The sequence below is a fragment of the Proteiniborus sp. DW1 genome (genome assembly GCF_900095305.1).
In the GTDB taxonomy this organism is placed as follows: Bacteria; Bacillota; Clostridia; order Tissierellales; family Proteiniboraceae; genus Proteiniborus.
Genome location: NZ_FMDO01000042.1, coordinates 54,825 through 70,208, shown reverse-complemented (window position 1 = coordinate 70,208; position 15,384 = coordinate 54,825). Strand labels below are relative to the sequence as shown.

The 15,384-nt window shown below is 29.6% G+C and carries 11 protein-coding genes; 10 read left to right on the top strand and 1 reads right to left on the bottom strand.

Features of this window, described 5'->3' with window-relative positions:
* Window positions 1-69: 69 nt before the first annotated feature.
* The 4 genes from DW1_RS10920 (at window position 70) to DW1_RS10905 (ending at window position 5,670) form a co-directional block, all read left to right on the top strand.
* Window positions 70-1,713 carry a putative manganese-dependent inorganic diphosphatase gene (locus DW1_RS10920; RefSeq protein ID WP_347499723.1) on the top strand — a complete coding sequence of 548 codons (1,644 nt, stop codon included), beginning with the start codon at window positions 70-72 and terminating at the stop codon, window positions 1,711-1,713.
* A gap of 143 nt (window positions 1,714-1,856) precedes the next feature.
* Window positions 1,857-3,134 (top strand): ATP-binding protein, encoded by a 1,278-nt coding sequence (locus DW1_RS10915; protein ID WP_074350657.1) that lies wholly within the window; start codon window positions 1,857-1,859, stop codon window positions 3,132-3,134.
* A gap of 1 nt (window position 3,135) precedes the next feature.
* Window positions 3,136-3,972, top strand: coding sequence for a response regulator (locus tag DW1_RS10910; protein ID WP_074350656.1), 837 nt, complete (start codon window positions 3,136-3,138; stop codon window positions 3,970-3,972).
* 225 nt (window positions 3,973-4,197) lie between these two features.
* Entirely contained in the window at window positions 4,198-5,670 is a 1,473-nt protein-coding gene (locus DW1_RS10905; RefSeq protein WP_083605649.1) for an alanine/glycine:cation symporter family protein, read from the top strand.
* 475 nt (window positions 5,671-6,145) lie between these two features.
* On the opposite strand, the gene DW1_RS10900 is transcribed toward DW1_RS10905, so the two are convergent.
* Window positions 6,146-6,364, bottom strand: coding sequence for a hypothetical protein (locus DW1_RS10900; protein WP_074350655.1), 219 nt, complete (start codon window positions 6,362-6,364; stop codon window positions 6,146-6,148).
* Between the two features lie 306 nt (window positions 6,365-6,670).
* On the opposite strand from DW1_RS10900, the gene DW1_RS10895 reads away from it, so the two are divergent.
* The 6 genes from DW1_RS10895 (at window position 6,671) to DW1_RS10860 (ending at window position 15,334) form a co-directional block, all read left to right on the top strand.
* Entirely contained in the window at window positions 6,671-7,378 is a 708-nt protein-coding gene (locus tag DW1_RS10895) for a LytR/AlgR family response regulator transcription factor (protein WP_074350654.1), read from the top strand.
* On the top strand, window positions 7,375-8,643 hold the full coding sequence (locus DW1_RS10890) for a sensor histidine kinase (protein WP_074350653.1): 1,269 nt from the start codon (window positions 7,375-7,377) through the stop codon (window positions 8,641-8,643). Before DW1_RS10895 ends, DW1_RS10890 begins: the two co-directional genes overlap by 4 nt.
* Window positions 8,644-9,679: 1,036 nt before the next feature.
* On the top strand, window positions 9,680-10,546 hold the full coding sequence (locus tag DW1_RS10875; protein ID WP_074350651.1) for an ABC transporter ATP-binding protein: 867 nt from the start codon (window positions 9,680-9,682) through the stop codon (window positions 10,544-10,546).
* Entirely contained in the window at window positions 10,534-11,184 is a 651-nt protein-coding gene (locus DW1_RS10870; RefSeq protein ID WP_074350650.1) for an ABC-2 transporter permease, read from the top strand. Before DW1_RS10875 ends, DW1_RS10870 begins: the two co-directional genes overlap by 13 nt.
* An 81-nt stretch (window positions 11,185-11,265) precedes the next feature.
* Window positions 11,266-12,267: a site-2 protease family protein gene (locus tag DW1_RS10865; RefSeq protein ID WP_347499724.1), complete on the top strand. Its 1,002-nt coding sequence runs from the start codon at window positions 11,266-11,268 to the stop codon at window positions 12,265-12,267.
* A 16-nt stretch (window positions 12,268-12,283) separates the two neighbouring features.
* Entirely contained in the window at window positions 12,284-15,334 is a 3,051-nt protein-coding gene (locus tag DW1_RS10860) for a type 2 lanthipeptide synthetase LanM family protein (RefSeq protein ID WP_074350648.1), read from the top strand.
* Window positions 15,335-15,384 lie beyond the last annotated feature (50 nt).

Here is a 15,384-nt window from a genome sequence, read left to right as displayed (position 1 = left end):
TATAATTTTATGAATCTGGGATATAATTAATAATAAATTTTTCAAATAATATATAATGATTTAGGGGAGATGTATGTGAAGGAAACAATATATATAACAGGGCATAAGAATCCTGATTCAGATTCAATTTGTGCAGCTCTAGCTTATGCAGAATATAAAAACGCAAATGGAGATGTAAATGCTATTCCTGTAAGGCTTGGAGAAATAAATAGAGAGACCAGATTCATTCTTGAGTACTTTGGTGTTGATGCTCCTATGCTTATGGAGACAGCAAGATTAAGTGTGGAGGATTTAGATTTTGATAAAATAGCTCCGGTCAGCCCAGAAATATCCCTGGGTATGGCATTAGAATTAATGAAGAAGAACAATGTAAATAGTCTTCCTGTAGTTGACGAAAATGAAATGCTTATTGGGATAGTGACTATATCGGATATTGTAGAGAGCTACATAGATGCATGGGATAATACTCTTTTAGGAAGATCAGGTACTTCAATAGATAATATTATAGATACCCTTTCTGCAAAATCGATTAATATACCAAAAAATCATAAGTCTCTTAATGGAAAAATCTTAGTGTTAGCTATGGAACCGAAATCAGTAGTTGAATACATAGAAGAAAACGATATAGTTATATGCGGGGATAGAAAAGATACTCAGGAGCTTGCAATTAATAGTGGCATATCTCTAATGATAATAACTGGAAATGGTAAAATAGATGAGGATATCATAAACTTAGCAAAAGAAAAAGGCATAACTATAATATTAACTCCCTATGATACATTTACAGCTTCTAGGCTAATATCTCAATCTGTACCTGTAAAGCATGTAATGACTACAAATAATTTAGTAGTGTTCTCATATGATGATTTAGTAGATGAAGTGAAAGAAAAAATGTCACAAACACGATACAGGTCATACCCAGTAATTGATGATGAAAATAAAGTAGCTGGACTAATATCTAGATACCACTTAATTTCTAGTATGAGAAAGAAGGTAATTTTAGTTGATCACAATGAACGTAGTCAATCTATAGATGGTTTAGAAGAATGTGAGATACTAGAAATAATAGATCATCACAGAGTGGCAGATGTATTTACAGGCAATCCAATTTACTTCAGAAATGAACCAGTAGGAAGCACATCTACAATAATTGGCTCTATATTATTCGAAAATGGAAGAAGACCTTCTAAGAAAATGGCTGGGATATTAGCTGCAGCAATTATATCTGATACTCTTCTATTTAAATCACCAACATCTACAAATACTGATAAGATAGTCTTAGAAAGATTAGCAAGAATTGCAGACTTAGATGTAGAAAAATTTGCTATGGAGATGTTTAAAGCAGGGACTTCTTTAGTTGGGAAAACGCCACAAGAGCTACTTAATCAAGATTTTAAGGCGTTTGCAATAGGTGATGACAAGATAGGAATAGCTCAAGTATATACAATGGATCCAGAAAGTTTGAAAGAAATGAAAAGCGAGCTCATTTTATTAATGGAAGAAAGAGCAAGGGAACACGGATATTCTATATTCATACTAATGCTAACAGATATATTTGCTCAGGCTTCTGAAATGGTTGTAGTAGGGAATAATAAAGAGTTAGTGGCTCAAGCTTTCGGAAAGAAGCTAGTAAACAACTCATTTTATGCCCAAGGGGTGCTCTCAAGAAAGAAACAGGTAGTTCCTCCAATTACTAATGCCTTAACAGAATAGAAAAAGCTGTCTTGAAATAGAATATTTTTTCAAGGCAGCTTAAGTATTATGATCAATAAATAAGAACTTTATTTATACTATAATTTCATGATAAACTATTAATAATCTATTAATTAGTAACTAGAAGTTAGGAGACTATTAATTTGAAAAGATTAAAAAAATTAAAAAAATTAATAATTGCATCAGCAATAGTTGCGTTATCATCACAAATTAATATTGGGTTCATGGGCACTGATTTTAGGGTTTCAGGTGGCATTATATTCTTATCAATACTTCTTTTTAATTATGAAGAGCTGAAACCAATTCAAACGGGTATAGTTTCTGGAATATCTGTATATTTACTTAGAACTTTATTATACTTTTTAGGGAATGGAGATTCTATCGAGGTTCTTTGGTCATTTCAACTTGAGATTTTGTTTTATACATTCTATGGGCTTATATATTCATTATTAAATAGAAAGAACACCAAAAAAGATATTAATCAATTATTTTTAACAATGAGTATCAGTGATTTCAGTTCAAATATTATTGAAGTGATTGTTAGGGTAGCAGCTGGTGTTTCATTACTTCGTTGGGAAATTATAACTACATTATTTTTAGTTGCTATAGTACGTTCCAGTATAGTGTGGTTAGCACTAAATGGGCTCAAATATTATAAAATGCTACTTTTAAAAGAAGAGCATGAGAAAAGATATCGAAGACTCTTATGGCTAACAGCTCAACTAAAGACAGAAATGTACTGGATGGAAAAAAATATGAACAACATAGAAAGAGTAATGTCTAATTCTTATGAATTATTTGAAGAGATAAAACTGAATGAAGGCAAGGATGGATGGGCAGATAAAGCATTAACTATTGCTAAAGATGTTCATGAAATAAAAAAAGAATATGAGTTTGTAATAAGAGGCATGAGAGAAATTACAGAAAATAAACTACAAGATGAAGGCATGAATTTTAGAGAGGTAGTAAAAATATTACATGAAACTATGAAGAGAGAAGTAGAGTATAAAAATAAGAATATTAAGTTATATTTTGAAATAGGAGAGAATTTTTATACTTCAAAGCATTATTATCTTATGTCCATAATTCGAAACTTAATTATGAATGGAATAGATTCAATACCAGATTCCAATGAGCAATTTGAAATTAAATTTGTTCACAAAACAAAAGAAGGGCAGCATATTTTTATAGTCTCAGATACAGGTATTGGAATTGAAGATAATAATTTGAAACATATATTTTCCCCAGGTTTTTCAACTAAAATAAATTATACTACTGGTGAGATTAACAGAGGACTGGGATTAAGCGTAGTAAAGGAAATTGTAGAAAATCACCTTGGAGGTAAAATCAGTGTAAATTCGGAGGAAGGTAAAGGAACGACCTTCAGGGTTTACATACCAAAGGAGTTTTTGGAGGTGTAAAATGAATATCTTTATAATTGAAGATGATAACAGTATTATAAAAATACTAGAAAAGATTATAATTGATAGAGAGCTAGGAACACTATTAGGTTATGCTAATGACGGAATTAATGGTCTATTAGAGATTCAAAACTTGAAACCTGATATAGTACTAGTGGACTTGTTAATGCCAGGCAAAGATGGCATAAGTCTAGTAAAGGAAGCAAAGGACATGCACCCTGATATTCAATTTATTATGATATCACAGGTGTCTTCTAAGGATATGATAGGTAAAGCTTATCAAAGTGGAATAGAATACTTTATATCAAAGCCAATAAACGCTATAGAGGTTGAAAGCGTTATTCATAAAGTCCAAGATAAGTTAAATATGAATCGGAAGTTATTCCAGATCCAGAGCCTATTTTCTGGTCATGAAGTTAAAGACATTAGGAGACCAGAAAATAATATTGAAGAAGTAAAAAGAGTGATGCAGAGAATCGGAATTATTGGTGAAAGTGGAAGCCAGGATATAATCAATATTATAAAATATCTGCTTGATACAAACCAAGATATGTCTAATTTTACTGTGAAAGAGTTATGTAGCAAGTTCACTGATCAAGTTAAATCTATGGAGCAAAGAATCAGGAGGACTGCCACTGTTGGAATGATTAATCTTGCAAATTTAGGCATTGAAGACTATATGAATGAAATATTTACTGAGTATTCTAATGGACTATATAATTTTGAACAGATAAAGATAGAAATGGATTATATTAGGGGTAAGACTAAAAGAAGAGGAAAAGTAAATCTGAAAAAATTCATTGATGGAATGCTTTTTTACTGCAATAAATACAAATAGAAGGTTAAAAAAGTGTGTACTTTTTTAACCTTTTTTCTATTTTCCTAAAAATTACTATAGATAAATTTTATAAAGTTTCAGCAATTCATGAAACTTTTTGTAGTTTTTTGAAGGTCAATAAATATAATCATTATATAAAAAATAATAGTTGGTACTAGCATAAGAGGAAAACGATATTTTAGAATATATCGATAGCTAAAACCAACTATAAAAGGAGAGAGAGACATGGAAGCAATTAATATTATTGTTGATTCGGTTAACAAAATTTTATGGGATTATGTTTTAATAATTGCTTTATTAGGTATAGGTATTTTTATGACCATAAGATTAAAGTTTCTACAATTTACCAGATTATTTCCGGCACTAAAGAAAATGCTATTAGGACTTACAAGTAAAGGGCCAGTAGAGGAAGGCAAAATGACACCATTCCAGGCATTATCAACAGCAGTAGCAGCTCAAGTTGGTACAGGAAATATAGTTGGTGTAGCTACAGCAATAGCAGCTGGTGGACCTGGTGCAGCATTTTGGATGTTAGTATCTGCATTTTTCGGAATGGCCACTATCTTTAGTGAGGGAGTATTAGCACAAAAATATAGAGAGGTTAAAGATGGAGAATTAGTAGGGGGACCAGCTTACTATATTAAGAATGGTTTGAAATCAAAAAAATTAGCAACTTTTTTTGCTATAGCATGTATATTTGCACTTGGAGTAGTTGGTGTAATGGTACAATCTAACTCTGTTGCAGGCTCAGTTAGTGATGCGTTTGGGGTTCCAACTATTGCCGTAACTATAGGACTTTCTATTGTAGTTGCACTTATATTAATGGGCGGTATGGGAAGAATAGCATCTTTTGCAGAAAAAGTAGTTCCAGTTATGGCAGGAGCATATATTCTAGGAAGCTTAATAATAATCCTTATGAATTTAGGTAACATTATCCCTGTGTTAAAAGGTATTTTTATAGGTGCATTTACTCCAGCTGCAATTGGAGGCGGAGTACTTGGTATTACTATTCAACAAACTATAAGATTTGGACTTGCAAGAGGACTTTTTTCAAATGAAGCAGGTATGGGGTCAACTCCACATTCTCATGCAGTTGCTGATACTAAACACCCTGCTGAGCAAGGATTTACTGCTATGATAGGAGTATTTATATCAACCTTTTTAATTTGTTTATCAACTGTAATGTTGAATCTTACTTCAGGAGCTTATAATCCTAATATATCTGCATTAGAGATGACAGAAAAAGCTATTGTAATGACGCAAAGTGGATTTGCATCAGGATTTGGTACATTTGGTGGAATGTTCTTGTCCATTTGTTTATCATTTTTCTCACTTACTACAATAGTTGGCTGGTATTACTTTGCAGAATCAAATGTTAAAATGGTATTTAACTCTAAAGCTACAACCATAAACTTGTTTAAAGCTGTATCTATAACAGCATTAGCATTTGGTACAATGATAGATGCTACATTTGTATGGAAGTTAGCTGATATGTTTATGGGTATCATGGCTATACCAAATATCATAGCATTGTTCTTATTATCTAAAGAAGTACGTGCAATACTTGATGACTATGATTCATGTGTACTCAAAGGTGATATTCACTGGAATTATGAGTATGAGGGGCTTCAAGATAAAAAAGTAGAAAATAAAAAATCTGTATTAAAGAAGGCTCTAACTACTACAACCCTAAAATAGTGTGTAATATGTCTATATAATCTATGAAAACTCATTAGTTATTAAAGCTCCCCTAAGATATATATCTTAGGGGAGCTTTTAGTGCAAGAAAATTATTTTAAATCTAGATATATTCGTGTGGGGAGTTCTTAGACTAGATATTAGTCTATTCATTGTCAGTAACTACCTAGTTACATACTTCACTTTGCTTTAGCATCTGCCAAATGGCATAAATAACACTACTAAAATTAAGAAGAAAAATAGTAATTCGCTTCCGCTATCTCCGAAGAATCCTTTTGCTTCAGCCATCATGCTACCTCCTATCAATTAATTAAGTTAGGCTTTAACCTTAATACATTATATTAATTGTGATAATTTGTGTTACGCTATTATTAGAAAAATTATTAATCGCAAAAGATGTCATGATAAAAAGTAATGCTGTAATGTATAAGCTATGCATTACAGCATTAGTATTAGTTGTTAATATATATAAGCTCTACTTTGTTTTATTTTGCCAAGAACCATCCTCCGTACAAACAATTTCTGAGCCATCATCGTTTTTTATTATAGAACCAACAGCATGCCTCATACCTGCATAGACACAAAAGTTGGCATCTTGTGCATTATGAACAGGAGAGTTTGGCATTGTTTCAACATTATTTGGAGGTGATATGGTATTTACAGTAATTTTGTCTCTTTTAACATGTTTTTTCACTTTGAAATCATTCCTTTCATGTACTTGCTTTATTTATCTATCTCCGTATAAATATTTCCATGTTACTGTTTAAAAATACTCTTATTAAAGATATTGTTATATACATTATGAATAAGGAGAATGAATAGCCTAGCATGATTATTGGATTTCTGTGTATGTAATAGAAACATTAAAGTGGATATAAATTGGTAATTTGGCAGGAATTATAATATGATAAAGGATTTTAAGTATCCAATATAGAATAAAATAAAGGGTTTAGTATTTTAACTTAATAAAGATACCTATTGTTCTTAGGAGGGGAAAAGAGTGGGAAAAATTTTAATAGTTGAAGACGATTTTATAATTTGTAAAGGGCTAAGAAAAATTATCCAGAACCTTGCAAATGAATTAGAGATAGTTTCAACAGGATATGCCCAAAAAGCGTTAAACTATGCGATTAATAACCATTTTGATGCTTTTCTTCTAGACATTCAACTAAATGACTACTCAGGCATTGAATTAGCAAAACAGATTAGAAGTATGGAAAAGTATAAGCTAACGCCTATTGTTTTCATTACTTCTATCCCTACAAAAGAACTATTAGCCTTCAAACAAGTACACTGCTACGATTACATATTGAAACCATTTAATAAAAAAGAAGTAATAGATATTTTAAAGACAATCATTAATTATGGAATCAAAAATAATCAAGAAAATCAACCAACTATAGTATTGAAACAGAAGTCTTGTTCATATGTAATAAAGCAAAGTGAAATTATTTTTATAGAATCTATTAATAAAAAAATAGTTATATATACTATTAATGAGCAAATTACAATATCTACTTATTCTTTGAAAGAACTTCTTATTGAACTGACAGATGATTTTATACAATGTCACAAAGGATATATTATCAATTCAAACTATATCCAAAAAGTTGATAAGGCAAATGACTTAATTAAGCTTAAGAATGTAGTTATAGATATTCCTATTGGTAGGAAATATAAAGAAGCTTTGAGAGGTATATGGATATGACAATGATACAGCATGCCTTAATGGGAGTATTTGACATTACTGGGTATATTCTGGTATCAAGAAAATTGTTAAATTTTCAAGAGTTAAATAAGAAAATATGCCTAATATACATATTAATTTTATCATTTGCTACTGCTATTTTTGGTAGTTTTATATCTAAACAACATAGCTTTATCATAACAACAGTACTAATGTGGATGGTGGCTCGTCATCTATATAAAAGAAGTGTTATCGAAACTACCTATATTCATATTTTAAGTATTATTATTGTTGTATTTATACAATTTTTAATAGTGGGTATTTTAGAAATTCTTACAGGAAAGGTTGAATACTCTTTTTTTTCTGGAGTGATATCACAGACTATATCTTTTGGTATGGTTGCATTTGTAAGCAAATATTTACCTATAGATTTAATTTTTAATTTCATTCATAAAAATAACAAGACCATTAAAGCTTTGACTTTAAACTTATTATGCTTGCTAATTTCTATTCTATTTTACTGGTATATTGATTTAGAGGGGATTTTAAATAATATTATTAGTATATTTATATTATTTTTAGGGGTTATGTTTGTGAACCTAGTTATACTAAAAAAGGGCTTAAGAGAAGAGTATATGGAGCGACAGCTACAGATATATGAGAAATATTTATCAGTCATTGATCAACTAATTGATGAATTGAGGAAGCGTCAACATGAATATGATAATCATATTCAGGCATTAAAAATGATGATTTCAATTAATACGGACTATGAGGGGATTGTAAAATCAATGACTAAGTATAGCAGTCAGATAGAGAGCCAAAATGATTTGGGAAATTTGATAAAGCTTCATAATAAAGTATTGGCAGGCTTTCTTTATAGTAAATTAAAGGTAGCGAAAGAGATGGGGATAGATTTTAAAATAACTATTAGCGACTATGACTTTTCAACTAGAATGTTAGATTATGAGTTAGTAGAAGTGATAGGCAATCTAATCAATAATGCATTTGAAACAGGAGTTGAAGAGAATTCTGTGGAGTTAATTTTATCAAAAAATAAAGATATGAATGTTATCGAAGTCAAGAACAAACATCCATATCTTAAGTACGAAATCATAAATAGCATTTTCCAAAAAGGTTTTTCGACAAAAGAAAATAAATGTAGAGGTTATGGACTAACCAATGTAAGAGAAATAGTTAGCAAATATAAAGGAGAAATAAGCGTACGTAATGATAGGTACAACAATGAAAACTATGTTGTTTTTAAAATAACTACTAAGAGCTAACTTCTTGCTTCAAACATTCAGGGCAGTCAGGTTCACCCCATAGAAACCAACAGGCTGTTTGGGATAGTGCTATAGGTGCAAGCATAACAAGAAAGCTACAAAACACTTTAATTGCTTTTGTTAAGAATGTTTTTTGAGTTTTCATACAGTAACCCTCCTTTCGCAATTATTAACTGAATAGATTGTAGAGTAATAACCCATATAGATTGAGTAAAGTATGGGTTGTTTTTTGTAGAAAAGTATGCTGTGAAATGGAAAAGTACTATAAGAATACTTATGAGTTTAAAATACATTTTTTTTCTTCTATTATAAATAGGTCTGCTTTTCGAAATAATAGGGGCTAGTGCAACTATTATTAGTAATGAAAAAATAAACTGTATCATTGCAGTGAAGTAGTTAATGGATAGGTGGCTTGATAAATATATAGAGACATATATAAATACTCCGCTAAAGATTAGGCACCCTGTGTATGTTTTATAATGTATGCCCCCTATATATGTCCTAAGAGGAATCAAAGAAGTTAGACAGTAGATATAATTAATTCCATTATTAACCATAAAAAAGATAAAAAACAAAATAATTAATTTTGATAGTTCATTCAAAATAACTTTGAGAATATACTTTAATTTGATACTATCATTTTCCGAAAGATAAACTTGACTTGCAAAGTAATCATGAATCTTGTCTACTGCAAAGCCTATCAATATTATCACCCTAACCCAAGTATCTTTTCTAGGATAATATCATACAAGTTCGATAAAACCTATAGAAAATTGATAAACAGCATTCTAAATGGAACAAACGACATTTTGCAAAAAAAATATGTTGTTTATTCCATTTGAAATGCTGTTTGGCTGGAATATCTTGTTAAGTCAATATCATGATGATATTATAATGACAAGCAATTAGTACAAGTGTAGTTAAATGTCTATTTCTCTTGTTTTATCTCTTTATAAAAAGCTTATTTTAGAACTTATAATCTAGCAATTTATGGAGCTTTGCAAAAATGTAAAAGATGTTCTAAGGGGTGATAGTATTGAATGCTATTGAAGTTATAGATTTAAATAAAAGTTTTGAAGGGTTCAAACTAGATAATGTGAGTATCAAAGTACCAAAAGGCTTAATTACAGGATTAGTAGGAGAAAATGGAGCTGGTAAAACTACATTAATTAATCTTATCACTGGTTCTTTAGAGCCTGATTCTGGGGAAATATTAATTGACGGGAAAAAAGCTGATAAGCGAAAAGAAGAAGTTTTAGAGAAGTTATATCTTGTCATGGATGAGCCTCTTTTAATAGATGATTTTTTTCCTAGGGACTATAATACAATGATGAAGGGGATATACAAAAAATGGAGCAGTCAAGATTTTTTTTATTATGTAAAGTTATTTGATTTACCCTTAGAGAAAAAAGTAGGAAATTACTCTAGGGGTATGAAAGTCAAATTTAACTTTGCCCTAGCTTTAGCTACAAACCCCGAGTTATTAATTTTAGATGAGGCGACCTCAGGCTTAGATCCACTTATGAGAGATGATATACTGGAAATTTTAACCGATTATGTCCAAAATAAAGATCATACTGTATTATTTTCTTCGCATATAGTAAGTGATCTAGATAAAATAGCAGATAAAATAATTTTCATACACAAAGGTAAGGTGATGTTAGAAGAAGATAAAAAAAATATACTTTGTAATTATGGAATTGTTAGATGCACGACTTCAGATTTTCATGATATTGATCCAGCATATATAATATCTTATAGAAAGATGAACTATAAAATTAATGTATTGGTTAAAGATATAGAAAAAGTGCAAAATACGTATCCCAAGTTATTAATTGAAAATCCAGACATAGAGGACATTATCCTACTTATAGGGAAAGGAGAAACTCAATGCAAGGGTTAATAATAAAAGATTTTATTGCTTATTCTAGAAAAAATGTCAGCTTCTTAAAAGTTCTGATTATATATGCCCCATTATTGTTCTTAATATTTTTAGTTGATAATGTTGAATTTATAAAAATGATGATAAACTCTGTTAACTTACCTATAGCCATGATGACAATCTGCATTGATTTAAGAGAAATAGACAGAAAGTATAATGTGGACAAGAGAGTTATCACCTATCCTATAAGTAGAGCAAAGATTGTTCTTAGTAGGTATTTATCTGTATTCAGTATCTCGTTAATTAGCATTGCTTGTACAGTTATATTGAATATTTTTTTGATTCTGATGAAAGGGACTGTGTTATCTACAGTAATACTAAGTTTTCTGAATGGATTATTTATTGGCATCATAATATTTGCATTTACTGCTGTAATAGCCTATACATCGAGTACAGTGATGAACGGGTTTGTGATGCTGCTAGTTTTAGCAGGCTATTTATTTTATATTTTCAATCATGATTTAGTTCATACATTTCTAAATACTGCAATAACATGGTCAGCAAGCTATTTAACAATTTTATTGGGTGTTTTTAGCTTAGGCTGCATTATCATATCCTATATGGTGTCATTGCGGACTTATTATACAAGTAATATCTAGATAAGGGTGATAAGAGTGAAAATATCATCTAGGTTTGTATCCAAATTACTTCTTTTCCTTAGTATAGCTCTTCTAATATACATGGTATATCCTATGGGCCATTTAAGGAATATTGGAAAGGTCATTTTATATGCTGTAATTACATATTTCATTTACTATATTCAAGTTGATATTCATGAGTTAGGTCATTACATTTCAGCAAGAATTGCATCATTGGATGTTGCAGCAATATATTTATCATTTATAAACATACATTTTTCTAAAAAAAATACTCTGCATAGATATGAATTTCATTTACCATATAAAGAAGTTGGTGGTACTTTAAAAACTTTTTCAGATAATAATATAAGTAACAAACTAAGTCTCAAAAAGTATAAAGAGAAATTACTAATGACATCATATGGCGGACCTTTGGTAAGCTTGATTATTACGATTTTCATGTACTTTTGCTTTAAAATCTCAAATCATGTTATCTGGATAATATCTTTTATTATTTCCTTGTTAATTCTCATAACTTCACTTCTTGGGGATGTGCTAAATGCATTCAGTATGAATAGAGATATGACTTTTTTTGCACAAATGGCAATTATGCAAGAATTGATGCTGCCTAAATCTCAAATAAATAAAAATAATCTAGAATATTTATCAACAATTATGGCTGATGAAATCAATTTTTTGATTAAAAATGGTTCAAGTTCTATTTTCAAAAAATATAATATTTCTGTTTTGATTTTGAGTTCTTTGATTTTGGGAAAGTCAGTTTTGCATGATAATACTGTAGATTATTTTAAGAAAGTGATTTTGACAAATGCTCACGATTCTCATAATACACAAAAGAATAAAAATCAAAATATGTTTTTTTACTTCATTTTATATATGAACCTGATAATAAAAGATACTAGTATGAATAATAGTTTTCTAGAATTTCTTAACCCTAGTTTATTAAGAAAAACTGAGATTAATATGATTGAAAAATATATATTTTTAAAGAATATAAATGATGAAAGTTTCTTTAAGAACTGCGAAAATGAGTTAAGCACAGAAAAAAACCTATATATAGCTATTTGGAATACTTACAAATAAATTAAGGAGGTGCAAAATGAAGCTTGATAATTTAGTTGATAGCTTAACTTTGGAAGAAAGGAAATATTACTATTCTATAATAGGTAAGGAACCTACTAAAGAAAACTATATTAAAAAGTGGAAGCAAAAGAAGAACTTAGTATCGGATGATGATTTTGATATTATGCTTAGAACAAGGGGATTTTCTAAAGAAGTATTTAATGAGTGTCTATCTGAACTATCCCTAAAAGAAGCTGAGAAGATCAATGAAATAGTAACTAAAGAAGAATGGGTACAGCTATACTACGATATTTTATCTAACTACCAAGACATTGAGAGTATAAAATCTACAGATTTATTGGATATTGCATATATTGTCCACCCATTTATCTTATATTATAAGAAAGAACTAAACAATATAATGAGTTCTATCAAGAAATATAAAATATCAGAAGTTGTCATTCAGAAAATTATACAAACTTATGTTGAAGAGATTATTAATATTTTTTCAAAAGTTATTATAGTTGATATGAATGAGTTTGCGGTAAACTTTGATTTTCCTAGCAGTGAGCCTTCAGAAAAATTTATTGAATACTTAGTTAATAGATTCAATAACATTGAAGAATTTAATAGTTTTTATTCAAGGTATATTGTGTGCACTAGATTATCGATAGTAAGGACAAGCTATAGCATTGACTTTATAAAAGAATCACTAAATAGATTAGAACAGAATTTTACTAGACTAGTTGAATTAGGATTCATAAATTCTAATTCAAACTTTTTATCAGATATTAGACTTTCTGCTGGAGATTCTCATGACAAAGGAAGAAGTGTAATCATATTTAGTTTTGATCATGATAAAGTCGTATATAAACCTAGAAATCATTCTATAACTGAGTCATTTAATTTGTTTATAGAATGGATTAATGAAAAAAGTAGTCTTTTAGAGATAAAAACGTACAAGGGGATATATGAAGAAGATTATTCATTTGAGGAGTTTGTAGAACAGCTACCATGTGAATCATTTAGTGAGATAAAACAGTACTATAAAAGATTTGGGTATATCTTGGGATTAGCTCATATTTTAAGTGCAAATGATCTTCATTTGGAAAATCTAATTGCTCATGGAGAATATCCTATTATAATTGATGTAGAAACGATAATACAAAGTGACAGACAGTATGAAGTCCCTGAATCAGCTAATAGTAAGGTGGCATATGATTATATATTTAATTCTGTTCAGAATACAGCTCTTTTACCTACTATAGCTTTTATGGATAAAGATAGAAAGGGAATAGATATAAGTGCATTAAATGGAAGGGAAATTAAGTTACCGTATAAGATTCTTTCACTTTCAAATTTAAATTCAATAGATATGAAATATGAATATGTTGAATATGTACGGCCAGGTTCAAATAATCTACCGAAACTAAAAAACGAAACTGTAGACTTTATTGAATATAGAGAAGATATATTAGACGGTTTTTGTGATTTTATGCATTTTATAATTAATAATAAAAATGAAATACTTTCAGATGATGGAATCCTAAATGTTTTTTTAAATAAGAAAGTAAGAATAGTTGTAAAGAATACTGACTCATACGGCACATTGTTAAAATACTCAAATCATCCCGTATATTGTCGGGACATGCTCCTTAGAGAAAAGCTACTGGAAAATTTATGGGCATTTCCACATAAGGAAAGAAAAATATCAATTAGTGAAAATAAAGACTTGATTTATGGTGATATTCCTATATTTTATACACTTACAAATTCTTTAGATTTAATTGATAGCCATAATAATAGTATAAAAAACTATTTTCCTATATCTGGATTTGACAAGGTAAAAAATAGAATAAAAAATTTATCTGTAAAAGATATCAATAGGGAGCTTTCTATAATAAAAGTTTGTTTAGGGCTTTACGATGAAAAATATAACAAAGGAAAAAAGGAGAGAGTTCCTTTAGTAAATATAGTTAAAGAAAATTCTAATGCACTAATGACTGAAGTATTGAAAATAGGAGATTACATTCTTAGCAAGAGCTATGAAGCTAGGGATCAACTGTCTTGGCCAGCAATTAATTTGTCTGATAATGCTTGGAAGGTTGAGGCGATGGATGAGAGTCTGTATTCAGGCCAAGCAGGTTTGGCATTACTCTTTATAGAGTTGTATAAATTGACAAATGAACAGAGATATAAAAACGCTTATGATAAAATTATTAATTCCGTTGTTTTTAATACCAAATATAATTATAATTTTGCTGCTTATACTGGTAAATTATCTTTAGTATTTCCTGTACTATCTGAATTGAACTTTCAAGGGCATTCACAGTATACCAGATACATAGATACAGCAATGAACGATTTGGAAGAAAACCTGAATAACATCAAAAATCTTGATTGGATTGGCGGTTTGGCAGGAATTTTAGCACTTACATGCGAAACATATAAGGTTACAAAAAACAATAGATATTTAGAGCTAATAGGACAGATAGCAGATAATTTAGTTGTATTGCAAGAGATGGAAAGAGAAGAGTTGAAGGAAGGGTTTGCACATGGGTGTGTAGGAATTGCAACTTCATTATTAAGAGCATATCAGTATATTCAAAATTCTGTTTATAAGCATAAAGCACTTGAGCTATTTGACTTACAAAGAGAAAGATATGGTTTGTCTAAAGAATTCAAATGGTGCTGGGGTGCTACAGGATGGGGTATAGCTCTAATAGATACAGAAATATATGAATTTAACAGTATCTATAGAAGAGATTTAATTCAAATAATTAAAAACATTCCTGAGAATCTAAAGGGGGATGATTGTATTTGCCATGGTAATCTTGGAGATATTGAATTTTTGAATTTGATTAAGCAGTTATCTTTAGACATTGATATTAATGAAATTAATGAAAAATTGAATCAAAGAGTATCCTCAATATTATATTACTATAATAAAAACCAAAAATATAATGTGAACTCATTGCCAGAAATACCAAATTTAAGCTTATTTACAGGTTTGACAGGAATTGCATATCAATACATAAGATTATTAAGCCCACAAGATACATCAAATGTATATACTTTAAGCATTTAAAATGTAATATAGTTGGTATCTTAGATGCAGTGCAGGTTAAAAAAGGAGGA

Bases quoted from the DNA above. Each gene is read 5' to 3' on its own strand.
- DW1_RS10920 (WP_347499723.1), top strand. From the start codon at position 70: ATGTATGTGAAGGAAACAATATATATAACAGGGCATAAGAATCCTGAT.
- DW1_RS10910 (WP_074350656.1), top strand. From the start codon at position 3,136: ATGAATATCTTTATAATTGAAGATGATAACAGTATTATAAAAATACTA.
- DW1_RS10905 (WP_083605649.1), top strand. From the start codon at position 4,198: ATGGAAGCAATTAATATTATTGTTGATTCGGTTAACAAAATTTTATGG.
- DW1_RS10890 (WP_074350653.1), top strand. From the start codon at position 7,375: ATGACAATGATACAGCATGCCTTAATGGGAGTATTTGACATTACTGGG.
- DW1_RS10870 (WP_074350650.1), top strand. From the start codon at position 10,534: ATGCAAGGGTTAATAATAAAAGATTTTATTGCTTATTCTAGAAAAAAT.
- DW1_RS10865 (WP_347499724.1), top strand. From the start codon at position 11,266: ATGGTATATCCTATGGGCCATTTAAGGAATATTGGAAAGGTCATTTTA.
- DW1_RS10860 (WP_074350648.1), top strand. From the start codon at position 12,284: ATGAAGCTTGATAATTTAGTTGATAGCTTAACTTTGGAAGAAAGGAAA.